At 60.7% G+C, this 22,265-nt stretch carries 21 protein-coding genes; 8 read left to right on the top strand and 13 right to left on the bottom strand.

The window, feature by feature from the left end:
- Positions 1-238: 238 nt before the first annotated feature.
- Together ABLU95_RS17625 and ABLU95_RS17630 are read right to left on the bottom strand one after the other, a co-directional pair.
- Entirely contained in the window at positions 239-988 is a 750-nt protein-coding gene (locus ABLU95_RS17625; protein WP_023289340.1) for a DNA-binding transcriptional regulator YciT, read from the bottom strand.
- A 73-nt stretch (positions 989-1,061) separates the two neighbouring features.
- The gene (locus tag ABLU95_RS17630) at positions 1,062-1,241 is read right to left on the bottom strand and encodes a hypothetical protein (RefSeq protein ID WP_004203883.1); all 180 of its coding nucleotides are present in this window, start codon (positions 1,239-1,241) and stop codon (positions 1,062-1,064) included.
- Between the two features lie 25 nt (positions 1,242-1,266).
- Here ABLU95_RS17630 and ABLU95_RS17635 point away from each other — a divergent pair, with 25 nt between their 5' ends.
- The gene (locus ABLU95_RS17635; protein WP_254915175.1) at positions 1,267-1,392 is read left to right on the top strand and encodes a hypothetical protein; all 126 of its coding nucleotides are present in this window, start codon (positions 1,267-1,269) and stop codon (positions 1,390-1,392) included.
- Between the two features lie 7 nt (positions 1,393-1,399).
- On the opposite strand, the gene ABLU95_RS17640 is transcribed toward ABLU95_RS17635, so the two are convergent.
- The 4 genes from ABLU95_RS17640 to ABLU95_RS17655 form a co-directional block, all read right to left on the bottom strand.
- Entirely contained in the window at positions 1,400-3,334 is a 1,935-nt protein-coding gene (locus tag ABLU95_RS17640; RefSeq protein ID WP_023289341.1) for an exoribonuclease II, read from the bottom strand.
- A gap of 81 nt (positions 3,335-3,415) precedes the next feature.
- On the bottom strand, positions 3,416-4,573 hold the full coding sequence (locus tag ABLU95_RS17645; protein ID WP_348880084.1) for a CMD domain-containing protein: 1,158 nt from the start codon (positions 4,571-4,573) through the stop codon (positions 3,416-3,418).
- Positions 4,574-4,762: 189 nt separating this feature from the next.
- Entirely contained in the window at positions 4,763-5,551 is a 789-nt protein-coding gene (gene fabI, locus ABLU95_RS17650; RefSeq protein WP_023289343.1) for an enoyl-ACP reductase FabI, read from the bottom strand.
- 199 nt (positions 5,552-5,750) lie between these two features.
- The gene (locus ABLU95_RS17655) at positions 5,751-6,293 is read right to left on the bottom strand and encodes a HutD family protein (RefSeq protein WP_348880086.1); all 543 of its coding nucleotides are present in this window, start codon (positions 6,291-6,293) and stop codon (positions 5,751-5,753) included.
- Between the two features lie 209 nt (positions 6,294-6,502).
- Here ABLU95_RS17655 and ABLU95_RS17660 point away from each other — a divergent pair, with 209 nt between their 5' ends.
- Genes ABLU95_RS17660 through hutH form a run of 5 tightly spaced genes read left to right on the top strand, consistent with a single transcriptional unit; the run spans position 6,503 to position 11,112 of the window.
- Positions 6,503-7,348 carry a transporter substrate-binding domain-containing protein gene (locus tag ABLU95_RS17660; RefSeq protein ID WP_074386099.1) on the top strand — a complete coding sequence of 282 codons (846 nt, stop codon included), beginning with the start codon at positions 6,503-6,505 and terminating at the stop codon, positions 7,346-7,348.
- An 11-nt stretch (positions 7,349-7,359) separates the two neighbouring features.
- Complete coding sequence (locus ABLU95_RS17665; RefSeq protein ID WP_023289346.1) at positions 7,360-8,079, top strand: ABC transporter permease subunit; 720 nt, start codon at positions 7,360-7,362, stop codon at positions 8,077-8,079.
- A 9-nt stretch (positions 8,080-8,088) separates the two neighbouring features.
- Positions 8,089-8,820, top strand: a complete 732-nt coding sequence (locus ABLU95_RS17670) for an ABC transporter permease subunit (protein WP_348880087.1) — start codon at positions 8,089-8,091, stop codon at positions 8,818-8,820.
- A gap of 1 nt (position 8,821) precedes the next feature.
- Complete coding sequence (locus ABLU95_RS17675; protein ID WP_017900863.1) at positions 8,822-9,616, top strand: ATP-binding cassette domain-containing protein; 795 nt, start codon at positions 8,822-8,824, stop codon at positions 9,614-9,616.
- Complete coding sequence (hutH, locus tag ABLU95_RS17680) at positions 9,613-11,112, top strand: histidine ammonia-lyase (RefSeq protein WP_121936154.1); 1,500 nt, start codon at positions 9,613-9,615, stop codon at positions 11,110-11,112. The genes ABLU95_RS17675 and hutH overlap by 4 nt, the downstream gene beginning before the upstream one ends.
- A gap of 29 nt (positions 11,113-11,141) precedes the next feature.
- Here the strand turns inward: hutH and sapF are convergent, their stop codons facing one another.
- From sapF to ABLU95_RS17710, 6 genes are all read right to left on the bottom strand, one after another.
- A complete protein-coding gene (gene sapF, locus ABLU95_RS17685) occupies positions 11,142-11,951 on the bottom strand; it encodes a putrescine export ABC transporter ATP-binding protein SapF (RefSeq protein ID WP_004203898.1) in 810 nt (269 codons plus the stop codon).
- Between the two features lies 1 nt (position 11,952).
- A complete protein-coding gene (gene sapD, locus ABLU95_RS17690; protein ID WP_023289349.1) occupies positions 11,953-12,945 on the bottom strand; it encodes a putrescine export ABC transporter ATP-binding protein SapD in 993 nt (330 codons plus the stop codon).
- Positions 12,945-13,835: a putrescine export ABC transporter permease SapC gene (sapC, locus tag ABLU95_RS17695; RefSeq protein ID WP_004151901.1), complete on the bottom strand. Its 891-nt coding sequence runs from the start codon at positions 13,833-13,835 to the stop codon at positions 12,945-12,947. Before sapC ends, sapD begins: the two co-directional genes overlap by 1 nt.
- Positions 13,822-14,787, bottom strand: a complete 966-nt coding sequence (sapB, locus tag ABLU95_RS17700) for a putrescine export ABC transporter permease SapB (RefSeq protein ID WP_017900865.1) — start codon at positions 14,785-14,787, stop codon at positions 13,822-13,824. The genes sapC and sapB overlap by 14 nt, the downstream gene beginning before the upstream one ends.
- Entirely contained in the window at positions 14,784-16,427 is a 1,644-nt protein-coding gene (gene sapA, locus ABLU95_RS17705) for an ABC transporter substrate-binding protein SapA (RefSeq protein ID WP_023289350.1), read from the bottom strand. Before sapA ends, sapB begins: the two co-directional genes overlap by 4 nt.
- 333 nt (positions 16,428-16,760) lie before the next feature.
- A complete protein-coding gene (locus tag ABLU95_RS17710; RefSeq protein WP_162923962.1) occupies positions 16,761-17,669 on the bottom strand; it encodes an SDR family oxidoreductase in 909 nt (302 codons plus the stop codon).
- Positions 17,670-17,776: 107 nt separating this feature from the next.
- Between ABLU95_RS17710 and ABLU95_RS17715 the strand changes: the two genes are divergently transcribed.
- Complete coding sequence (locus ABLU95_RS17715; protein WP_060591009.1) at positions 17,777-18,619, top strand: helix-turn-helix transcriptional regulator; 843 nt, start codon at positions 17,777-17,779, stop codon at positions 18,617-18,619.
- On the opposite strand, the gene ABLU95_RS17720 is transcribed toward ABLU95_RS17715, so the two are convergent.
- Positions 18,586-20,907: a helix-turn-helix domain-containing protein gene (locus ABLU95_RS17720; RefSeq protein WP_348880090.1), complete on the bottom strand. Its 2,322-nt coding sequence runs from the start codon at positions 20,905-20,907 to the stop codon at positions 18,586-18,588. The two genes, ABLU95_RS17715 and ABLU95_RS17720, sit on opposite strands and share 34 nt — an antisense overlap.
- Positions 20,908-21,078: 171 nt before the next feature.
- Between ABLU95_RS17720 and ABLU95_RS17725 the strand changes: the two genes are divergently transcribed.
- Entirely contained in the window at positions 21,079-22,248 is a 1,170-nt protein-coding gene (locus tag ABLU95_RS17725) for a M20 aminoacylase family protein (protein WP_348880091.1), read from the top strand.
- Positions 22,249-22,265 lie beyond the last annotated feature (17 nt).

A 22,265-nucleotide genomic window follows, 5' to 3' on the forward strand; every position in this document is an offset into this window, starting at 1 on the left:
TACAGCGCTCCTGTAAGCATAGCCTGATAAAGCAGCTTTAGGGCAATTCCATGAAGTTAGGGTGCGCAGGTATCACGAAAATCACGCAGGTGATAGTCACTTCCTGTTATATCGCTAATAATAATTTTACTTTTTTTAAAATTTATCGTCAGGTAAAAAGTCTTAATTACCGGCTCGGAATACTCTCAGAGCGTTAACGCGCCCGTCCGACGCCTGGCTGGGACGGGGCGGAGACACATCAGACGTAGGGTACAATATCCACAGTCAGGCCGCTGCGCAGCAACTGCTCACGGCAGTCGTTCGGCAGACGATCGTCGGTGATAACACGATTAAAGCGGCCGGCTGGCCCAAGCGGATAGGGATGCACCGCGCTGAATTTTGAGCTATCGCTGAGGATAATCGCTTCGCAGTGCTTCTCCAGAACGGCGTTAACCACGTCCGCACGCATCATATCGCGACCGGTAAAGCCGGTTTCCGCCTGCCAGCCATCGATCCCGATAAAGGCTTTACTGAAATGCACCTGCTGGATGAACTGGCGGGTCAGTGGGCCAACCATACTTTCACTGCGTTTCTGGTAAATCCCGCCCAGCAGGATCACCTCTCCCGGCGTCTCTTTCAGCAGATGGGCGATATAGCTGCTGACGGTGATGATGGTGATATCGCCGCGTTCGGCCAGGGTGCGCGCCAGCAGGGCGTTGCTGCTACCGTTTTCGATAAATACCGTTTCGCCGGCATTCACCAGCGCCGCGGCGCGGCTGGCCAGTTCACGCTTAATGGCGAAATGGGTCATCATGCGGGTTTCGACATCTTCACTGTCCAGTGGGACGGCGTAGCCATGGGTACGGCGCAGATAGCTCTGCTTCTCCAGCAGGTTCAGATCCTGACGGATGGTGACCTCTGAGACTCCGGTCATCTTCGCCAGATCGGCGACGCTCATGCGGCCTTTATCGATGACCACTTGCAAAATACTTTGTTGTCGGGCGTTCATAGCAACATCACTGTTAGGGGGCTATACGGCGAGCAACCGGTCAGCATCGCCGGTTGCGGCATGTGGGCGATAATCAGATTTCCCAGGGCGCTTTGGGTGGTTTGTTTTGCTCGGCGTCGTCTGCCGCCAGCGCCAGCAGCTCCGCTTTGAGGATCTCCAGATTATGGATCGCAGAGTGGTAATCACCGGCAACCAGAATATCCAGCACGGTATCGATACGTTGGGCGAGCAGGTGGGCATTCACATCTGACATGGCATTATCCTGGTAACAAAAACGAATGAAATCAATGATGCTAAAAATGGGTGAAAAAGAGAAGCGAAAAAAACGCACAACCTTAATCGGTGCGACGGAAATGGCGGGACAGGGAGGAAAGAAGGAGCGGTTCCCGGAGGAACCGCTGTGATGAGACGTCAGGCAGCCGGACGAGCAATGATGCTACGAGTTTCCATGCGGACTTCAGCGATAGTGACATCGATAACATCGGTCACTTTGTAGACCACTTCTCCCTTGATCTGCACGGTGCCGTTTTCCTGGCTGCAGACCAGTTCGTCGCGCACGGCGTGAAGGAACGGGGCCGGAATAAAGGCGACCGCGCCATTGTCCACCAGACGCACGCGCATCCCGCCGCGGCTGATGTCGATGATCTCCGCCGCAAAGCGGGTGTCGGTGCCGGCTTTATCGTTGAGGAAACGGGCATACAGCCAGTCGGCGACATCGCGTTCGGCCATGCGGTTGAGACGACGGCGCTCCGCCATCTGCACGGTGGCTTCATCCTGCGGGCGCGCAATGGTTTCGCCTTTGATGATGGCCTTAAGCAGACGGTGGTTGATCATGTCGCCATACTTACGGATCGGCGAGGTCCAGGTGGCGTAGGCCTCAAGACCGAGACCAAAGTGCGGGCCCGGCTCGGTGCTGATTTCAGCAAACGACTGGAAACGACGTATGCGGCTGTCGAGGAAACCGGTCGGCTGGGCGTCCAGTTCGCGACGCAGCTTGCAGAAACCTTCCAGGGTGAGCACTTCCGTCGGATCAACGTGTACGTCGTGGGTCTTCAGCAGGGCAGCCAGCTGTTCGGTATTCGCCGGGTCGAAGCCGGTGTGGACGTTATAAACGCCGAAGCCGAGCTTGTCGCGCAGAACGCGGGCGGCACAGATGTTGGCGGCGATCATCGACTCTTCGACAATACGGTTGGCAATACGACGCGGTTCAGCGACGATGTCCAGCACTTCGCCTTTTTCGCCGAGGACGAAACGGTAATCCGGGCGGTCTTTAAACACCAGCGCGTGGGTCTGACGCCATTCGCTGCGACGCTGACACACGTCCTTCAGCAGCGTAATTTGCTGCGCGATTGCCTCGCTGCCCGGCTGCCAGCTGCCGCGGCCTTCCAGCCAGTCAGAGACGTCGTCATAGGCCAGCTTGGCTTTCGATTCGATGGTGGCGGCAAAGAACTCGATGTTGTCTTCAATGGTGCCATCGGCCGCCAGGGTCATCCGGCAGGCCAGCACCGGGCGCACTTCATCGGCACGCAGGGAACACAGGTCGTCTGACAGTTCGCGCGGCAGCATCGGGATGTTGAAGCCCGGCAGATAGTTGGTAAAGGCGCGAACTTTTGCGGCGTTATCCAGCTTGCTGCCTTCGGCAATCCATGCGGTCGGGTCAGCGATCGCCACCGTCAGCAACAATTTGCCGTCGGCGCCAGATTCGACATACAGCGCATCGTCCATATCTTCGGTGCTGGCGCTGTCAATGGTGACGAAGTCGAGGGCGGTCAAATCGCGGCGTGTCAGCCCTTCGTCAAGCATCTCGGTGGCGACGCCGTCCGGTGCCTCTTTTTCCAGATTATGGCGCGCCAGCGTCACCCACCACGGGACGAAGTGGTCGTCGCTGAAGGTGATGAACTGGGTCAGCTCCGCGTAAAATCCGCGGTCGCCTTTTAACGGATGACGGCGCATTTCAGCGACGGCCCAGTCACCCTGTTTGAAATCATGCTCAACGCCACGGGCGGCGCGGCAGGGAATGGCGTCTTTCAGCAGCGGATGGTCAGGAACGATAGCGAGGCGATCGTCTTTCTTCTGGACTTTACCGACGAAACGGGTCAGGAAAGGCTCAACCAGCGATTCCGGCTCGGCGCTTTCGCGTTCTTTTTCAGAATGGATCACCGCAACGATACGGTCGCCATGCATCACTTTTTTCATCTGCGGCGGCGGAATGAAGTAGCTCTTCTGAGCGTCCACTTCGAGGAAGCCAAAGCCCTTTTCCGTGCCCTTAACGACCCCTTCCGCGCGCGGCGTCTGGGAATGCAGTTGCTGTTTAAGCTGCGCTAGCAGCGGGTTATCCTGAAACATAATTAGGTATTTTCGTGGCTAAAAGAGCGGCTGACATTTTTACGCGATTATGCCTGTCGCAGCAAGCGCTGTTTCAGCAATTTACGTCTGCTGACGCACATTGCCGAGGGCGATTTTCAGACGATTCATCCAGCCGCACAGCCCGCTCCAGGTTAACAGATCGATCGCTTGTTCCGCTGAGAGTCCATATTCGCCGAGGGGTGTTAACTGGGCGGCGCTAAACCGGTCCGGGGAGCGGGTTAACAACTGTACCGCGGTAACGAGCGCGCGCGACTGAGGATGCTGCCCAAGCCAGTGATGGAGAGCCTGATCGCCCTCCCGTAAATGGCTGGCGAACGCTTCTTCACCATGCCAGTGGGGGAGCCAGGCGTCAAAACAGGTGGCGCTGCCATTGGTGCGCGCGGTGAGTAAGGCGACCTGCGGGCCAAAGGTATCGTTGCCGCTGAGCTGGCGTAACAGCGTCTCCAGCGGCGCCATCAACTGCGGGTCGCAGGCCAGCAGCGGAGCCAGCGGGCCCAGGCCGGGCAGCGACTGCCAGCTGGCGATGCGCCGCTGGCGCTCGTCATCGGCATACTGCAGATCGGGATCTTCAATGTCGGTTTGCCACTCTCCCGGTGGGATGGCAAACAGGCCGGCGGGCGCCTCCTCTTGCTGCGGCATTCCGGGGATCCAGCGCACCGGGAAGCCCTGCGCCGCCTGCAGCACGGCAATCGCCCGCGCCTGGAAGCCGACAAAACCGATAATCTGGTTGATGAGGATAATATCCCGGCTGGTCAGGCCCACTTCGTCCAGCTGGCTGCGGGAAAGGGCGTTAATGACGGAGGGTGAACCGGCGAGCTGACGAGCGTATTGGGTGATCTGCGCCAGACGACGGTTGCTCTCGCGCGAAGAGTCGGGCCCCGGCAGGGGCGCCAGGCGGGCGGCATAGTGGTTACACAGCCGCTGGACGCCGTAGACCTGGGCGACGGTCAGCGCAGTGCTCAGGCGATCGTAGGCGGTAAAGGTTTGCAGGCGGCATACCGGCACCTGGTCGGGAAACAGCCGCTCGGCGAGCTGGCGCGCGGGGCGTAGCCAGCCTGTATGGGCGTGTAGCCAGGCGTCCGGCAGCGTCAGGTCCAGCAAAAAGCGGTCTTCAACATGGGCGGCTTCAGGGACGAGCGGCAGGACATCCACCGGGCAGATTGTTGACTGGGTTTCGTGATACCAGTGGTTTTTGCCATTCACGCGGCGTGGCTCCATGGGCTTTCCTTGTTCGGTATGTGGCGAACCGCCGTTCCGCGGATCGTTTATGCAGAACTATCCTGGCGTAACCCGGAAGCAGGAGAAAATATTGATACGTGCTAACAAATAGCCGATTGGAATAACAGGGGGAGCGCAAGGCCTGGGAAGGGAAAACCCTCCTCACCGGGGCGAGGAGGGGGAAGGAACTTATTTCAGTTCCAGCTCGTTCATAGCGGCGATACTGAACCCGCCATCAACGTGAACGACTTCACCGGAGATACCCGCAGACAGGTTGGAGCACAGGAAGGCTGCGCTGTTACCCACGTCTTCAATGGTGACGGTGCGACGGATCGGGGTGACCGCTTCGCAGTGCGCCAGCATTTTACGGAAATCTTTGATACCGGACGCGGCCAGGGTACGGATCGGACCGGCGGAGATAGCGTTGACGCGAACGCCTTCCGGACCCATCGCGTTCGCCATATAGCGCACGTTCGCTTCCAGAGAGGCTTTCGCCAGACCCATCACGTTGTAGTTCGGGATCGCGCGCTCGGCGCCCAGGTAGGAGAGCGTCAGCAGAGCAGAATCCGGGTTCAGCATCGTGCGGCAGGCTTTAGCCATCGCCACGAAGCTGTAGGCGCTGATGTCGTGCGCAATTTTGAAACCTTCGCGGGTGACCGCGTTGACGTAGTCGCCGTCTAACTGGTCAGCCGGGGCATAACCGATAGAGTGGACGAAACCATCGAATTTTGGCCAGACTTTTTCCAGCTCGGTGAACAGCGCGGTGATGCTCTCATCTTCAGCAACGTCGCACGGCAGCACAATGTCAGAACCCAGCGCGGCAGCAAACTCTTCAACGCGACCTTTCAGTTTTTCATTCTGATAGGTGAATGCCAGTTCCGCGCCTTCGCGGTGCATTGCCTGCGCAATACCGTAGGCGATGGACAGTTTGCTGGCGACGCCAGTGATCAAAATGCGCTTACCGGAAAGAAAACCCATAGCTTTAATCCTTATCGTTATTGCTTATTTTTACTTTAACAATCATAACGTTAACATTGTTATTTCAAAATAACTCAAATTTAGCCGGGAATTATATCCCACTGACGACCCCTTGTGTCACGATATTTTTCAGCCGGCCCGCGCCGCGCGGGGCAAAAGCCGATCGCGATGGCTCAAGTATACCATTTTTCTCTGCTGACTATTTGAGCGCAATCGCCGCCAGCAGCAGACGCCCATCGGCGCTGAGAGGCCGCAACTCCCCCGGAGCATCGCCGTGCCAGCAGAGCCCGCTGCCGACGGCGCAGCGCCGTCCGGCCAGATCCCATTCACCCTGCAGCACATAGGCAACCCCGTCAGTGGCCGGTCGCTGCCGGTCGCTCACCACCTCAACCTGCGCGAGGGCTCGCCCGCGCTGGGTCATGACATTGAAGTCCAGTCCAGGCTCAACGATCCCGACGCTGGACAGCGCCCATTCGCCGGGGAACGCCCACGGCTGCCAGCGCGCCAGCGGATGGTCGATTTCCTCCCCGCGCAGCCGTAGCGGTTGCCCCGCCAGCAGGACGATCGTCCGGTCGACGCCGGGAAAAGGGGAGAATGGGCCATCGGCGTGCAGGGTGGCAATGCTCGCGCGCCAGAGAAAAGGTGCATCTACGGAAGGAACGGCGATAATTTCCCGGGTGGCGCCGGCGCCGTTCTTCCATGGCGTGACGGGCAAGGTAGCGTAATCAAAATAGGTGATCATAGTTTGCTCGGCGGAAGTCTGAAGTGGATAGTATTTGTTACACGTTTGTCTCAATGTTCTTACAAATTATTTACAACAGGGCTCACAAATCCATCATTGAGCGCGTGTGCGGGTTTGTCAATGCTTGTATATACATGAGCAGTCATCTGCGAATTATCTTATCGCCTTGACCAGAGCCATCATGACAAAACGCGATCGGGAGAATGAAAATGCAACAGCGTATTACTTTCCGCCAGGCCTGCCTGGTCACCCTGTTTTCGGGGCTACTGCTGTCTGGTGGCTCAACATACGCTAAAGAGTGGAAATCGATCACCATCGCTACGGAAGGCGGCTATGAACCCTGGAATCTGACGCTTCCCGGCGGGAAACTCAGCGGTTTCGAGCCCGAGCTTATGGCGAATTTATGCCAGCGGATGCAGATCGAATGCAAACTGGTGGTGCAGAACTGGGATGGCATGATTGCCGGACTTAACGCCGGAAAATATGACGTGATCATGGACGCTATCGTCGTCACCCCGGAGCGATCGAAGGTCGTGGCGTTTACCCAGGCCTACGCTGCCACGCCGGCCTCTTTCATTGCGGTAAAAGGGTCACTGCTCCCTCCGTCTCCGACGGTTAAGCTTCATGATGATGAGAAAGAGATTCAGGCGGCGATTGCGCCTCTGCGCGCGGCGTTGAAAGGGAAAACCATCGGCATCGCGTCCGGCACCGTGTACACCCCGTTTATTGACAAGTATTTCAAGGATATCGCTGACGTCCGGGAATATAACAACTCAGCGGATGCGATCCTCGACCTGCAGGCTGAGCGCATCGATGCGGTGTTTGATGATATTACCTTTGCCAACACCACCCTGTCGCGACCGGAGAATAACAATCTGGCATTGAGCGGTCCGCTGATGAGCGGGCCGATCTGGGGAGGCGGTGAGGCGATGGGCGTGCGCCTCACCGATACCGATCTCAAAGCGAAACTGGATAGCGCCATTCAGGCGGCGCTGGCCGATGGGACGGTAAAAAAACTGAGTGAGAAATGGTTTAAAAGCGACGTGACTCCCTGAGCGAGGCAACCATGTTAAATCTTCTGAGTTTGGGTGAAAACGGGTGGGGGACGCTGATCCTCAGCGCAACGCTGACTACGTTGCTGCTGTCGCTCGCGGCGCTGGCCGTCGGTGCGGGGGTGGGCGGCGTTATCGCCGCCGCGAAGCTGTCCCGCCACGCGCCAGCGCGCTGGTTCGGCGCCGCCTGGTCGGTGGTATTCCGCGGTATCCCTGAATTACTGGTGATCTATCTGTTTTATTTTGGCGGCTCAGGGATGATTTCATGGCTGGGGCGCCTGTTTGGCGCAGACGGCTTTATTGAGGTTCCGCCATTTCTGATTGGCGCCCTGGCGATTGGCTTGATCTCTTCCTCGTATCAGGCGGAAGTCTACCGTGCTGCTCGTCTGGCGCTGATGCCTGGTGAAGTGGAGGCGGCTTCCGCCATTGGCATGCCGCGCTGGCGGATCCTGCAGCGCATCCTGTTGCCGCAGATTGTCCGTTATTCGCTGCCGGGTTTGTCCAACGTCTGGCAAATGAGCCTCAAAGATTCGGCGCTGGTATCGGTGACCGGGATGGTTGAACTGATGCGCGCCAGCCAGATTGCCGCTGGCTCTACCCGCGATTATTTCCTGTTCTATCTCATCGGCGGCGGCTGCTATTTGATCCTGACGCTGCTCTCTAACCGCGCGTTTACCCGGGCAGAGAGCCGTCTGAACCGCGCCTGGCTGCGTCGCAGCGCCGCGCAGGCGTAAGGAGCCCATATGATTATCGATTTTGCCTTTCTCGGTGAGACGTTGTTGAAGCTCGGCGCGGCGCTGCCGGTGACGCTGGGGCTCTTTATCTGCTCTTTTATCCTCGGCGGCGTACTGGCCCTCGGCGTTCTGGCGCTGCGAATGAGCCACTGGCCGCTGGCTAGCGGTTTCGCCAAAGGCTATATCCTGATCTTTCGCGGTTCGCCATTGCTGATCCAGTTGTTTCTCATTTATTACGGGCTGGGTCAGTTTGGGGTGATCCGCCACAGTTTCCTGTGGCCGCTGCTGCGCGAACCCTTTATCTGCGCCGTTCTGGCGCTGGCGCTCTGTACGGCGGCCTATACCGCGGAAATTCTGCGCGGCGGGTTGCTGGCGATACCGCCGGGCCAGATTGAAGCCGGCCAGGCTTGCGGTATGTCGCGCTGGCTGCTGCTGCGGCGGATCATTGCCCCGGTGATGCTGCGCTATGCGCTGCCAGCCTACTCCACGGAGGCCATTTTATTGGTCAAGTCGACGGCGCTGGCAAGCCTGGTGACCGTCTGGGACGTCACGGGGGTGGCCCAACAGATTATTCAGCGTACCTACCGGACGATGGAGGTATTCCTCTGTGCGGCGGCCATCTACCTGCTGCTCAATTTCATCATTGTGCAGCTGTACGCCCTGCTTGAACGGCGTTTAACCCCGCATACCCGGCAAAATCCGGCGACCGTGTCGCTCAAGCCGATAACCAAAGGAGAGTAAGATGCTCGATTCACGTCCGGTGACCTTATCGGTCAGCGATATTCATAAGTCCTTTGGCTCCCTGGATGTCCTGAAGGGGATCACCATTCAGGCGCAGCAGGGCGATGTCATTTCGATCCTCGGCGCCAGCGGCTCCGGTAAAAGTACGCTGCTGCGCTGCATTAACCTGCTGGAAACGCCCGATGCCGGAGTGGTCAGCGTCGGCGGCGAGACGATTGAAATGAAGCATCATGCCCGCGGGCATCGGCTGGCGGCGAACCCCCGGCAGATAGAGCGCCTGCGCTCGCGGCTGGGGATGGTCTTCCAAAGTTTTAACCTCTGGTCGCATATGACGGTTCTGCAGAATGTCATTGAGGGGCCGCATTATGTGCTCAAACGGGACAAACGGACCTGCATTGAACAGGCTGAGCAGTTGCTGGAGCGAGTGGGGATGTTGAACCGAAAGGATTTCTATCCTGCGCAGCTCTCCGGCGGCCAGCAGCAGCGCGTGGCGATAGCCCGCGCGCTGGCCATGGAGCCGGACGTCATGCTCTTTGATGAACCTACCTCAGCGCTGGATCCCGAACTGGTCGGCGAGGTGCTAAAGGTGATGCGCAGCCTGGCGGAGGAGGGACGGACGATGCTGGTGGTCACCCACGAGCTGGGATTCGCCCGCCATGTTTCCAACCGGGTGGTCTTTATGCACCAGGGGACGATTGACTGCGACGGTGCGCCAGAGGCGCTGTTTGGCAGCCAGGGGTCCGCGCGCTTCAAGCAATTTATCTCCAGCCACCAACAGCCAGGACAGGTCGTATGAAAATGATCCAGTGGGGCGATGCGCCGATACGCTGGCAGGAGGTGGCTTGCGTTGCGCGGGGCGAGGCGACCTTGAGCCTCAGCGACAGCGCCTGGTCGCGTATCGCGCAAGGGCGGGCGATTGTCCAGCATATCGTTAAAGCCGGCCAGGTAGCCTATGGGATCAACACCGGGCTGGGGGCGCTGTGCAATATTACGCTGCCGGAAGCGCAGCTACACCAGCTGTCGCGCAATACGTTGCTCAGCCACGCCTGCGGGGTGGGACCGTTGCTGGAGGTCGCCCCAACCCGGGCAATTATGTGCGCCGCGGTGGCCAATTTCAGCCACGGTAAATCCGGGATCTCCGCCGGGATAGTGCAGCAGCTGTTGGCGTTTTTGCAGCATGGCGTCACCCCTCAGGTGCCCTCCCAGGGGTCAGTTGGCTATTTAACGCATATGGCGCACATTGGCCTGGCCCTGATGGGGGTTGGCGATGTGCTCTGGCAGGGGCGAACGTGGTCAGCGGCAGAGGTCCTGTCGCAGCTAGATCTGCAGCCCATCGCGCCGGGAGCGAAAGAGGGGCTGAGTCTGGTCAACGGTACGCCGTGCATGACCGGTCTGGCCTGTCTGGCGTTAGACGACGCCGAGCGCTTAATGAACTGGGCCGATGTAACCGGCGCGATGAGCTTTGAAGCGCTGCGCGGCCAGCTTGTGGCATTCGATGCCGAGATCCTGGCGCTGAAAGCCAGCCCCGGGATCCAGACCAGCGGCCAGCGGCTGCGTGAGCTGCTGGCGGACAGCCGTCTGCTGGCCGAAAGTGAAGGACTTCGCACCCAGGATGCGCTAAGCCTTCGCTCGATGCCTCAGGTGCATGGCGCCTGCCGCGATCAGTTTAGCCACGCGCAGACGCAGATAAATATCGAACTCAACGCCTGTACTGATAATCCGCTGATCCTGGGAACCGTTGAGCAGTGGCGGGTGGTCTCCCAGGCGCATCCGCACGGCGAATCGGTGGCGATGGCCTGCGATTTGCTGGCCATTGCCATGGCTGAGCTGGGCGCCATCGCTGAACGACGCCTTGACCGGCTGGTGAATCCTCTGGTGAGCGGGTTGCCGGCGTTCCTGGTTGCCCGACCGGGCGTGAATTCAGGCATGATGATTGCCCAGTACGTCGCCGCGTCGTTGTGCGCGGAAAACAAGCAGCTGGCGCAGCCGGCGGTGCTGGATAATTTTGTTACCTCGGGTCTGCAGGAGGATCATTTAAGCCTGGGCACCGGCGCAGCGCTGAAACTGCAGCGCCTGCTGGGCAACCTCTATCAGATCCTGGGCATCGAATATTTACTCGCCGCCCAGGGGCTCGATTTTCACGAGCCGCAGAAGCTGGCGGCGGGCACGCGCCGGGCGCGAGACCTGCTGCGCGAAAGCGTGCCTGGCTGGGAGGACGATCGCTGGCTGGCGCCGGACATCGCCAGCGCGGTGGCCATCCTTAAGCGAACCGCTGGCCACGCGCCGGCGTGAGGTCTGCGGGCGAGGTGAATGAGACGGCGCTATTTGCCGTCTTTGCGCCAGGCGTCGGCGGTGAGAGCCTCACCGAAGTGGCCGGCGATCAGGCGTCGGGTCAGGTCGTGCAACGGTGAGGCCAGCACATCGGCGGTGCTGCCGCGCTCAACCACTTCCCCGTTATGCATCACCAGCACCTGATCGCTGATGTGCTTCATCATTCCCAGGTGCTGGGTGACATAGATGTAAGAGATGCCCTGTTTCTCCTGCAGCTCCAGCATCAGGTTGATGAGCTGGGAACGCATCGACATATCCAGCGAGGCCAGCGCCTCATCGCAGACGATGACCTTCGGGCGCAGGATCAGCGCCCGGGCGAGGCCAAGACGCTGCTTCTGACCCGGGGCCAGCATATGGGGATAGTAGCTGACGTGGTCCGGCAGCAGGCCGACCATGCGCAGGGTGTCGATGATCTGTTTCTGCCGCGCTTCGGCGTCAAGGTCGGTATTCAGCCGCAGCGGAAAATCGAGGATCTGCGAGATGCGCTGGCGCGGGTTTAGCGACGTCGACGGATCCTGAAAGATCATACGAATCTTCTGGCTGCGGTAGGAGTAATCCCCGAAGGTCAGCGGATGGTCATCGATCAGCACCTCGCCGCTGGTGGGCTCCACCATGCCCGCCAGCATCTTCGCGAGGGTGGATTTTCCGGAGCCATTCTCGCCGATAATCGCCAGCGTCTGCCGTTCGCGCAGGGTAAAACTCAGCGGCTTAACCGCCTCCACCGTCTGGCGGTGAAACCAGCCGGTGCGATAGCGAAAGGTCTTACTGAGTTGGCGCACTTCCAGCAATGTTTCGACCATTTCACTCTTTCTCCATGTTCAGCGGGAAATGACAGGCGTACAGGTGATTGCGCGCCCCGGTAAGACGCGGGGTTTCAATACACTCGCGCTGGGCGTACGGGCAGCGCGGCCCCAGCCGACAGCCGATGGGCAGCTGCTCCAGCAGCGGTATCGCCCCCGGCAGGGTGTTGAGACGGCTTTTATGCGGCATGGCGCTGCCAAAATCCGGGATCGCGCGGATTAACGCCTGGGTGTAGGGGTGATGCGGCAGGGTGATCAGCTCTTCGCTGGGCCCGCTCTCCACCGTCTGCCCGCAGTACATGACGTTGATTTTATCCGCCCATTTGCTGAGCATCTGCAGATCGTGGCTGATCAGCAAAATGGTGGTGTTGTTGTTCTGGTTGAGCCGCGTCAGCAGGCGGATAATCTGCGCCTGCGTCGTGGGCTCCATGGCGTTAGTCGGTTCATCGGCGATCAGCAGGCGCGGTTGGTTGGCCAGGGCGATGGCAATCATCACCTTCTGGCATTCGCCTTCGGTCAGCTGATAGGGGAAGCTGCGCATGGCGTCTTTGTGATCTTTAATCCCGACGCGGTGCAATAGCTCGATGGCCCGACGTTTACGCCAGCCCAGCCGCTGCCACCAGCGGCCCTTGTAGGTCCAGCCAGGGATACTCTGGATCAGCTGCTGGCCGATGCGCTCAGAGGGGTCGAGGCACGACTGGGGCTCCTGGAATATCATCGACACGTTGTGGCCGATCAGTTTCCGGCGCTCGCGGTTCGACAGCCGCAGCAGATCGATGTCGTCGAAACGCATGCGGTCGGCCGTGACCCGCCAGTTGTCTTTTGTCACGCCGCAGATAGCTTTGGCGATCAGGCTCTTCCCGGAGCCGGATTCCCCTACCAGGCCACGGATTTCGCCTTCGGTCAGGGTCAGGCTGACGCGGTCGACGGCTTTTACCCAGCCTTCGTTGGTTTTGAATTCGATGGTTAAGTGACGAATATCGAGTAACGGCATTATTCTACCCCGGCAATGATCGCCCGGCGAATACCGTCGCCCAGCAGGTTGACCAGCAGTACGCTGAGCATAATCGCGGCCCCGGGCAGCATCACGGTCCACGGCGCAACATAGATAAGCTCCAGCGCATCGCCCAGCATCGCTCCCCATTCCGGCGAAGGCAGCTGAGCGCCGAGGTCAAGAAAGCCCAGCGCGGCGATATCCAGAATAGCCATCGACAGGGCGCGGGTGATCTCGGTCACCAGGCCGGAGGCGATATTGGGCAGGATGGCGAACAGCAGAATATTCAGCGTCGACGCGCCGTCGAGGCGGGCGGCGATGATGTACTCTTTCTCCAGCTCATCGTGGACCATGCTGTAGACGGAGCGCACCATCCGCGGCAGCAACGCCAGCCAGACGGCAAACATCGCATGGCTGAGGTGCGGCCCGGCAAAGGCGACGACGATGATCGCCAGCAGCAGCGAGGGGATGGAGAGCAGGGTATCAAGGATATGGTTCATCACCGCCGAGCGCAGGCCGTGGGTCGATCCGGCAATGACGCCCAGCACCAGGCCAAACAGCGTGGCGCCGAGGGTGACGACAAAAGCGCCGCCGACGGTCGGCGCCGCGCCGCTCAGCAGTCGGCTGAGCACATCGCGCCCCAGGTCATCGGTTCCGAGGAAGAAAGAGACTTCCCCATAACGCGACCACGATGGCGGCAGCAGCTGGTAGCCGAGGAACTGCTGGTCGATGCCGTAAGGGGCGAACCAGCCGCCGAAGACGCAAAGCAGCAGCAGCCCCGCGCAGCCGTACAGGCCGATCATCGCCGTGGTGTCGCCATAGAATTTACGCCATACGGTGCGCAGCGCGCCGGGTGGACGCTTTTCCAGATAAACGCTATCGTAGGGCATACCATTCCTTATGTTTCAGTGGGTTAGCCATGGCACCGAGAATATCGGAAATCACGTTGACAATAATCACCAGCGCGCCAATCACCATCACTCCGGCGGAGATCGCCGCGTAGTCCTGCTGACGAATGGCGTTGATAAGCCACCGGCCCAGCCCTGGCCAGCTGAACACCATCTCCGTGATCATCGCCAGGGTGAGCATGGTGGAAAACTGCAGGCCGAGGCGCGGGATCACCGGCGGCAGGGCGTTGTGCAGCACGTGGCGCAGTAAAATTTTGCGTCGCGAGACGCCGCGGGTGGCGGCCGCCTTGACGTAGTTGGTGTCATACACCTCGCTGGTGCTAATGCGCATCAGGCGGATCACTTCGGTAGTGGGGGCTACCGCCAGGGTCAGCACCGGCAGCACCATATGCCGGGCGGCGCTGACGATCATCTCATGGCGCCACGGCGAGTCCGAAAGCCAGGCGTCAATCAGCGCGAAACCGGTGACGTTTTTCACCTCATACAGCAGGTCGAAGCGGCCGGAGACCGGAAGCCAGCCGAGGGTCAGGGAGAAGAAGAGGGTCAGGAGCAGCGCCAGCCAGAAGACCGGGATCGAGAAACCGACCAGCGCGACGGCGCTGATCAGGGTATCGGGCCATTTGTTGCGCATCACGCCGGCGATCATCCCCACCGGAATGCCAATCAGCAGGGCAAAGCCGAAGGCGAGGATGCACAGCTCCATGGTCGCCGGGAACACCTCGCGCAGCTGCTCGGAAATCAGCTGGCCGTTAATGCTGGAGACGCCAAAATCCCAGTGCAGCACCCCTTCAAACCAGAACAGCCATGCATTCCACAGTGTCGCGCCCTGCAGCGGGGCATGGGGAGTGAAGTAGCTCAGGCTGAAGCCGACAAAGGTCAGAAAAAAGAGGGTGACCAGCAACAGCAGCAGACGGCGCAGGGTAAAAATAATCATGGTTTTTTCACCTCTTCGGTTTTCTCCCGCGATACGCCAGCGAACGAAGCGTTACCGAAGGGGCTAAGCACCAGGCCTTTCATATCATAGCGATAGGCCTGCAACCGCAGCGACGAGGCCAGCGGCAGGACCGGCAGTTCACGAGCGAGGATGCGCTGGGCCTCTTTGTAAGCGTCCATCCGCGAGGAGAGCTGCTGCGAGAGCAGCGCTTTTTGCAGCACGTCATCAAATTCCCGGTTACACCAGTGGGCAAAGTTGGTTTGCGAGGCGATCGCCGCGCAGCTCAGCAGCGGCCGGAAGAAGCTGTCCGGATCGTTACTGTCCGTCGCCCAGCCGGAGAGCGTCAGGTCATGGTTCATGTCCATCAGCCGCGCCTCCTGGAAGCGCCCCTCCACCGGCATGATGATCACCTTGACGCCAATCTGCGCCATATCCGCCTGGATCAGCTCTGCTGTTTTCAACGGGCTGGGGTTCCACGCCTGCGAGCTGGTGGGAACCCACAGCTTGAGGGTCAGATTTTCCAGCCCCAGGGCCTTCAGGCGGGTACGGGCCTCCTGGGGATTATATTCGGTAATCTTAGCGTCGTTATCGTAGGCCCACGAGGCGCGCGGCAGCATCGACGCCGCCGTCTCCGCGGTGCCATAGTAGATAGACTGCATCAGGCGCTGGTTGTTAATGGCCAGCGCCAGCGCGTGGCGCACCTCCGGGTTGTCCAGCGGCGGCTTGGCGGTGTTGAAGGCCAGCCAGGCAATGTTCATCCCCGGACGCAGCGTCAGGCGCAGGCGCGGGTCGTCACGCAGGATCGTCAACTGGCTGGCGGCCGGCCAGGCCAGCACGTCGCATTCGCCGGTCAGCAGTTTCGACAGGCGGCCGGTTCCACCGGAGCCGAGGTCAACCACCACCTGCGGCATCAACGGCTTGCCGCGCCAGTAGCCGGGGTGGCGCTGCAGGCGAACATACTGCCCGGAGCGGTACTCAGACAGCTGGAACGGGCCGGTGCCCACCGGCTGGCGATCGAGCTGTTCCTGACGATCGTCCTGCGTTAAGCGGGCGGCATATTCGGCGGAGGTAATCGACGCATAGTGGGTGGCCAGATGCCAGAGGAATGATGCATCCGGCCGCTTGAGGCGAAACTCCACGGTCTGATTATCGAGCTTGCGGACGCTCTCCACGCTGTCAGCAAACTGCAGGCTGTCGAAGTAGGGGAAGCTGCTGCCGTTGACGTTGTGCCAGGGGTGATCGCGGTTAAAAATGCGGCCAAAGGTGAAAATCACGTCATCGGCGTTGAAATCCCGCGTCGGGGAGAACCATGCCGTGCGTTGAAACGGGACGTGGCGGCGCAGGTGAAAGCGGTAGGTGGCGCCGTTATCGAGGACTTCCCAGCTCTCCGCCAGCTCGGGGACCAGCCGATAGGTATAAGGGTCGACGTCAAGCAGGCGATCGTAGATCTGCGCGGCCAGCGTATCGACGATCAGTCCGCTGCTCACTTTCTGCGGATTAAAGGTATTAACCTGGCCGCTGACGCAATAGACGAAACCGCTGTCGCGAATATCGGCGCGGTCGGGGAGCGCAGGGGCGGCAAAAGCCTGCCCACACAGCAGGGAAACCGCTGCCAGGAGAGATGACAATTTCAGGCGCATATTTTCTGTTTGATTATAGAGTTGAACTCTATCTTATTAAGATTCATAGACATTCACCACCGCCTTCAACAAGCCTGAAGGATAATGCGGTTACCGGGTGCGTATAGTATTCAGTCAATTGATTAAAATAGTCGCGGAACCGAGTCTGTATAATGAAACATGGTAACTTTTTATCGCCGATATCGCCAGTCAGCTCTGTTTGGCCGCGGTTGACCGGACGGTGGAAGCGACGCTAACGCCGGGGATAAATTCAGTATAGCGGGGAGAAAGCAGAGGGTCCGACGGGCGGGTAACCCTACCCGTCGGATGTCATACAGGGGGGAACGTTTTTGCTTATCGTGACAACGTCACTTTTTGATAATCCATATTCCGTAAATCCTCCAGCAGCCCGGGGCCGACCGGCTGCCACTGCAATCGCTCGCGAGTCCATGCCGAGCTGGCGCGCAGGTCAAGGGCGGTAAAGGGGGCAAACCAGCCGAACCAGGCGTCAGCCTGCTCCTCATCCAGCTGGGTCAGCGGCAGATTTAAGCCCCGGGCGATGACTGCGGCAATCTCCCGTAATGCGATCCCCTCTTCAGCCACCGCATGGTAGCGCTCGCCCGCAGCGCCCTGCAGCAGGGCGCTGACGTACAGGCGCGCGACGTCATCGACATGGGCGGCGGACCAGCGGTGGTTCCCCTCGCCGCGCAAGGCCACCGCGCCGCTGGCGACCGCGCGTTCGATATAGCTGGTGAGCAGCCCCTGGCGCACGGTGTCATGCACCTGCGGCAGGCGAACGACCCGGACGTCCACTCCCGCCTCCAGCAGCTGCTGGCCGGCAAGTTCTGAGGCGGTCCGCGGGCTGGGGTGCGCGGCGTTAAAGCACGACTCGCGGGCCGGGGCGCCGCTCCCGTCGTCGCCCATCAGCGTGCCGGAGGTGATGACCAGCGGCCGCGCGCTGCCCCGCAGCGCCTGACCCATGGTGAGGATCGCCTGGCGGTCTTTCTCGCAGTTGGCGGCAAAGCGGCTGAAGTCGTGGTCGAAAGCGGTATGGATCACCGCGTCGGCGCTCTCGACGCCCGCCAGCAGCGAATCGGGGGCGTCCAGCGTGCCGCGGCGCACCTCGACCCCTGCCGCTTCCAGGGCCTGCGCCGTGGCGTCGCTTCGCGCGAGGCCGATAACCTGATGGCCCGACGCCTGCAGCGCCGGAAGAATACGCGAGCCGATAAATCCGCTCGCGCCGGTAAGAAATATACGCATTATGAACCTCCTGGACGGGTTATCAGGCGTATCCTACCCGCGATGTCATACTATAAAAGTAGAGACATTATCGGGGTATAAATTCTAACAGGCAGACTTACAGGCAGATGATGAACACTTCTGACAATCATGCTTTAGGTGATTTTCTCCGCGCCAGGCGCCAGCGTCTCGACCCGGTAACGTTTGGCTTCCCGGCGGGACGCCGGCGCACGCCGGGCCTGCGCCGTGAAGAGGTCGCCCAGCTCGCCAGCATCAGCCCGACCTGGTATACCTGGCTTGAACAGGGGCGCGGCGGGGCGCCTTCCCGCGAGGTGCTGGAGCGGATCGCCCGCGGTCTTCGGCTGACCACCCCGGAGCGCGAACATCTGTTTATACTCGCCTTCGGCCATCCGCCGCAGACCCGTTTGACGATCACAGATGATATGACGCCGCGGCTGCAGCGGGTGCTCGACGCCTTCGCCATTCCGGCGATTATCCGTACCGCCAGCTGGGACGTGATCGCCTGGAACGCGGCGGCGGCCAGGGTGCTGACCGACTACGGCCAGCTGCCGCTGGCGGAGCGCAACGTGCTGCGCCGCCTGTTTACCCGGCCTGAGGCCCGCTGCACCCTGGAGGACTGGCAGACGGTGGGGCAGCTTATCGTTAATGCCTTTCGCGCCGACGTCACGCGGATGGGCGCCACGACGGAAACTGACCAGCTGATCGCGGAGCTCAGCCAGCAGAGTGTCGAGTTCGCCCGTTTCTGGCAAAGCCACGACGTCGCCGGCCACGGCGAGGGCTATAAGCGCATTCACCACCCGCAGATGGGCCCGCTCGATCTGGAGTTCACCTCTTTTGCCGTGGAGGGCCGCCCCGATCTGTCGCTGCTGGTTTTCAACCCGGCGACGACGGAGAGCCAGCGCAAAATTCACGGCCTGCTTCAGGCGTCGGGATCCTCATCGGGGGAGTACTGAGGGGTAAATTCGTACAGGGCCAGGGCGTTGCTCTCCAGCGAGTCGACCCGCAGCCAGTGGCCGTCGAGTCGGGCTTCCTCCACGCTGAGCGCCGGACGGGCCTGATGCATCAGCCACTGATAATCTTCGGCGTCGGGGCCGCTGCGGCTGCGAAAGGCGTCCACCAGCGGGAACAGCGCGCCGTGGTGCTGATCGAAGAGGTGCTGTTTGATGCGCCAGCGGCCCTTGAGCCCCTGCAGCCGCACATTGTACGGCTGGCTGAAGCGTTGAATAAAAGCCGCTTCGCTGGAGAGCCAGGGGTTATAGACCACCGTATTGCGCAGCAGCAGCTGGTAGTGCCCCTGGTGATGGAGCAGCAGCAGGTTTTTGTCGTGAAACAGGATCTCGCCGCGCAGCCGTCGCCAGAGCCACAGCACCCAGTAAACCGGGCGCGGCAGCCCGTGCAGATAGTGCAGCGCCAGGCTGGAGGTATCCAGCTTGCCGTTGGCGCGGGCTTCGCCCTGGAGGCCGGAGTTTAACCAGAAGCCCGCCAGCCAGACCTGGTCCGCGACCCCCAGCAGATTATCCATCAACAGCGCGCCGCGAAAAAAGCGCCCGTTGGTGTCCCGCGTATCGCCGGTCAGCGTATTCCACGAGAGCAGCCATAGCGGCAGGTTAAGCTGCCGTTGACGCAGGGCGCTGTGGATCTGTCGCAGCTTATGTGCCGGATAGTGCTCGCTGGAGGCCAGACTGCTGCTGTCCGCCTGAGCCAGATCCAGCCGTTCGTTGGCATCCGCCTGGCAGGCGAGAAAATCGGCTTCCGCCAGCAGCGGCGAGTGGAACAGCGGATCGTCCCCGGGCGCGCTGGCGGCAAAGCGGTGCCAGATCCCCAGCTGCGGCTGCGGCAGCAGACGGTGAAGAACCTCGCGCTGCTGCCGCCAGGCGGCCTGGCGGGCCGCTTCGCTGGCCTGCGGCGACCAGTGCCAGACAAAGCGCCAGCTGCTGAGCGTCGTCGGTGGAAAATGGTTGGCGGCGAGTTGCAGGAAGCGCTGCAGCAGATCGCTGCGGGTGGTGACCCCGGTATGCAGGATCACCTGCCAGCCCATCGCCGCCAGCCAGCTGAAGATCTGCTGCAGGTTGTACCAGCAGGCGTAGCCAGCCATCTGCGGATCGTCCCAGCCGGTGCCGAACAGGCGGCTGCTGAGAAAGGCATCGTTGATATCAATGGCATACACCGGCAGGGCGCGGTGCAACTGCTCCAGTTCGCGGCGCACGTCCTCCCGCAGCAGATCGTCCAGCTCGCGCACGGTCACCACCATCCGGGTATGGCGCAGCACCGCGGCGCGCGCCGGTCGCTGGTGCAGATTAATCTCCCGGGTTTGCGGCGGATTGATCAACAGCGGCTGACTCTCCCGGTCGCGTTGTTCCGGCTCATTAAGGCGGGCGTAGAGCCGGTCCACGGCCACCGGCTGCCAGCGATCGCCCTGCGGCGGGCGCGGTCGGCCAGGCTCCCGGGGGGACCGCTCGCGATACTGGCGCGGCGTCACCCCATGGTGGCGCTTAAACAGATCGCTCATCATTCGCGTGCTGGCGAACCCCTGCTCGCGGGCAATTTGCTGAACGGGTTTGCGGGTGGTTAACAGCTGATCGGCGGCGTGGCGCAGGCGCAGCGCGGTGAGGTACTGAACAAAACTGACGCCAACCTCCTTGTGAAACAGGCGTGACAGCCAGGCCTCGGAGACAAACTCTGCGGCCGCCACCTCCTGTAAAGAGAGACGGCGCTGAAAGTTGGCGTCGATCCGCGCCACTACGCTGGCTATCCTCCGGCTCCATTTTTCTGCATCGCGCCGGGGCGTGAAGGCGATGGGCTGGCTGAAGCGCGTGGCCAGCAGCAGCGCTATCTCACTCAGCCAACGGTTGGCCTCCAGCCGGTAATGGCCGGGATGATTGACCAGGCCGCTCACCAGCAGCTGGCGCATCAGGCGGCGCAGGCCGTCATCGGCATCGCGGGTGCGCGGCGATATCTGATAGTCGACGGCAAAAAAGGCGTTGTCGAGGCGGGCCAGCCAGCTGGCGGAGAGGGTCAGGATCATCACCGCGTTGCCCCCGGCGCTGCGCAGGCTCCAGCGACGGTTGCGGTTAACGATCGCCAGCCCGTCGACGGCAAGCTGCTGCGGCGCACCTTCCGCCTCCGCCAGATTTACGCTCCCCTCCAGCACCCACAGCAGCGTCAGCAGATCGCTCTCCGGCTGGCTTAGCTGACGCACATCGCGCACAGTGACGCTAAAGTCGCCTGAATGCTGCTCCACATGGTTCTCCTCTGTAGACAAAAAGCAACCGGTTGTTTTTTGTCATAACCGATATGTATGAAAAACACTCATTCATTTCTCGTCAATATAAAACAAAAAAGCGCGCCTGAAAGCTGTTTCACCCGCATAAACTCGAAAGTGTCGTGCAAACACAACACAGGAATAACAAAAATGACACATCCGTTGCTTGAAGCCTTGCAGGTCAACGAGGCGCAATTTATTGCCTTACGTCGCCGGTTCCACCAGCAGCCGGAGATCGGCTTTGAAGAGCATCAGACCAGCAGCGAGGTCGCCCGACTGCTTGGCGAATGGGGGTACGAGGTTCATCGCGGCCTGGCGGGCACCGGGGTGGTGGGTACGCTGCGCGTCGGCCACGGGGAAAAACGCCTCGGCCTGCGGGCGGATATGGATGCCCTGCCGATGCAGGAGCGGAGCGGGAAGCCGTGGGCAAGCCAGGTTGACGGGCGCTTTCACGGCTGCGGCCATGACGGGCACACCACCACGCTGCTCTACGCGGCTGAATATCTGGCGCGCACCCGCCAGTTTAACGGGACGCTGCAGCTGATTTTCCAGCCCGCGGAAGAGTTGCTGTACGGCGGGCGGGTGATGGTCGAGGACGGTCTGTTTGACCAGTTTCCCTGCGACGCCATCTTCGGCCTGCACAATATGCCGGGTCAGCCGCTGGGTAAAATCGGTCTGCGCGACGGGGCGATGATGGCCTCCTCCGATACGCTGAATATTGAAGTGAAGGGCGTTGGCGGCCACGGCGCGGTACCGGAGCATACGGTGGATGCCACGCTGGTGGCCTGCCATATTACCCTCGCGCTGCAGTCCATCGTCTCGCGCAATATCACCCCGTTTGAGCCAGCGGTCGTGACCGTCGGCAGCATCCAGGCCGGACATGCGCCCAATATCATTAACGATCATGTGTTGATGAAGCTCACGGTGCGCACCCTCAATGAGCAGGTACGCGAGACCGTGCTGCAGCGGATCCATGATATTGCCGTGGCTCAGGCGGAGAGCTTTAACGCCACGGCTACGCTGACCCACGTTAACGGCAGCCCGGTATTACGTAACGATCCGGCGGCTAACGCCATGGTGCGGGAGGTGGCCACAGCGCTGTTTGGCGCAGAGCAGGTGGGCGAGGTGAAGCCGTTTATGGGCAGTGAAGATTTCGCCTTCATGCTGGAGCAGCACCCCCACGGCAGTTATTTCACTATCGGCGCTGGCGACGAGCCGGATCGCTGCATGGTGCATAACCCGGGCTATGACTTCAACGACGCGCTGTTGCTTAGCGGCGCGGCGCTGTGGTGCGGCCTGACGGAACACTATCTGCGTTAATCACCGGAAACGGGAGG

It is taken from the genome of Klebsiella sp. GG_Kp146, from assembly GCF_040061975.1.
GTDB classification, from domain to species: domain Bacteria; phylum Pseudomonadota; class Gammaproteobacteria; order Enterobacterales; family Enterobacteriaceae; genus Klebsiella; species Klebsiella quasipneumoniae.

Excerpts from the sequence above, each read along its gene's own strand:
- ABLU95_RS17625 (WP_023289340.1), bottom strand. The coding sequence starts at position 988 with ATGAACGCCCGACAACAAAGTATTTTGCAAGTGGTCATCGATAAAGGC.
- ABLU95_RS17630 (WP_004203883.1), bottom strand. The coding sequence starts at position 1,241 with ATGTCAGATGTGAATGCCCACCTGCTCGCCCAACGTATCGATACCGTG.
- ABLU95_RS17635 (WP_254915175.1), top strand. The coding sequence starts at position 1,267 with ATGAAATCAATGATGCTAAAAATGGGTGAAAAAGAGAAGCGAAAAAAA.
- ABLU95_RS17640 (WP_023289341.1), bottom strand. The coding sequence starts at position 3,334 with ATGTTTCAGGATAACCCGCTGCTAGCGCAGCTTAAACAGCAACTGCAT.
- ABLU95_RS17645 (WP_348880084.1), bottom strand. The coding sequence starts at position 4,573 with ATGGAGCCACGCCGCGTGAATGGCAAAAACCACTGGTATCACGAAACC.
- fabI (WP_023289343.1), bottom strand. The coding sequence starts at position 5,551 with ATGGGTTTTCTTTCCGGTAAGCGCATTTTGATCACTGGCGTCGCCAGC.
- ABLU95_RS17655 (WP_348880086.1), bottom strand. The coding sequence starts at position 6,293 with ATGATCACCTATTTTGATTACGCTACCTTGCCCGTCACGCCATGGAAG.
- ABLU95_RS17660 (WP_074386099.1), top strand. The coding sequence starts at position 6,503 with ATGCAACAGCGTATTACTTTCCGCCAGGCCTGCCTGGTCACCCTGTTT.
- ABLU95_RS17665 (WP_023289346.1), top strand. The coding sequence starts at position 7,360 with ATGTTAAATCTTCTGAGTTTGGGTGAAAACGGGTGGGGGACGCTGATC.
- ABLU95_RS17670 (WP_348880087.1), top strand. The coding sequence starts at position 8,089 with ATGATTATCGATTTTGCCTTTCTCGGTGAGACGTTGTTGAAGCTCGGC.
- ABLU95_RS17675 (WP_017900863.1), top strand. The coding sequence starts at position 8,822 with ATGCTCGATTCACGTCCGGTGACCTTATCGGTCAGCGATATTCATAAG.
- hutH (WP_121936154.1), top strand. The coding sequence starts at position 9,613 with ATGAAAATGATCCAGTGGGGCGATGCGCCGATACGCTGGCAGGAGGTG.
- sapF (WP_004203898.1), bottom strand. The coding sequence starts at position 11,951 with ATGGTCGAAACATTGCTGGAAGTGCGCCAACTCAGTAAGACCTTTCGC.
- sapD (WP_023289349.1), bottom strand. The coding sequence starts at position 12,945 with ATGCCGTTACTCGATATTCGTCACTTAACCATCGAATTCAAAACCAAC.
- sapC (WP_004151901.1), bottom strand. The coding sequence starts at position 13,835 with ATGCCCTACGATAGCGTTTATCTGGAAAAGCGTCCACCCGGCGCGCTG.
- sapB (WP_017900865.1), bottom strand. The coding sequence starts at position 14,787 with ATGATTATTTTTACCCTGCGCCGTCTGCTGCTGTTGCTGGTCACCCTC.
- sapA (WP_023289350.1), bottom strand. The coding sequence starts at position 16,427 with ATGCGCCTGAAATTGTCATCTCTCCTGGCAGCGGTTTCCCTGCTGTGT.
- ABLU95_RS17715 (WP_060591009.1), top strand. The coding sequence starts at position 17,777 with ATGAACACTTCTGACAATCATGCTTTAGGTGATTTTCTCCGCGCCAGG.
- ABLU95_RS17725 (WP_348880091.1), top strand. The coding sequence starts at position 21,079 with ATGACACATCCGTTGCTTGAAGCCTTGCAGGTCAACGAGGCGCAATTT.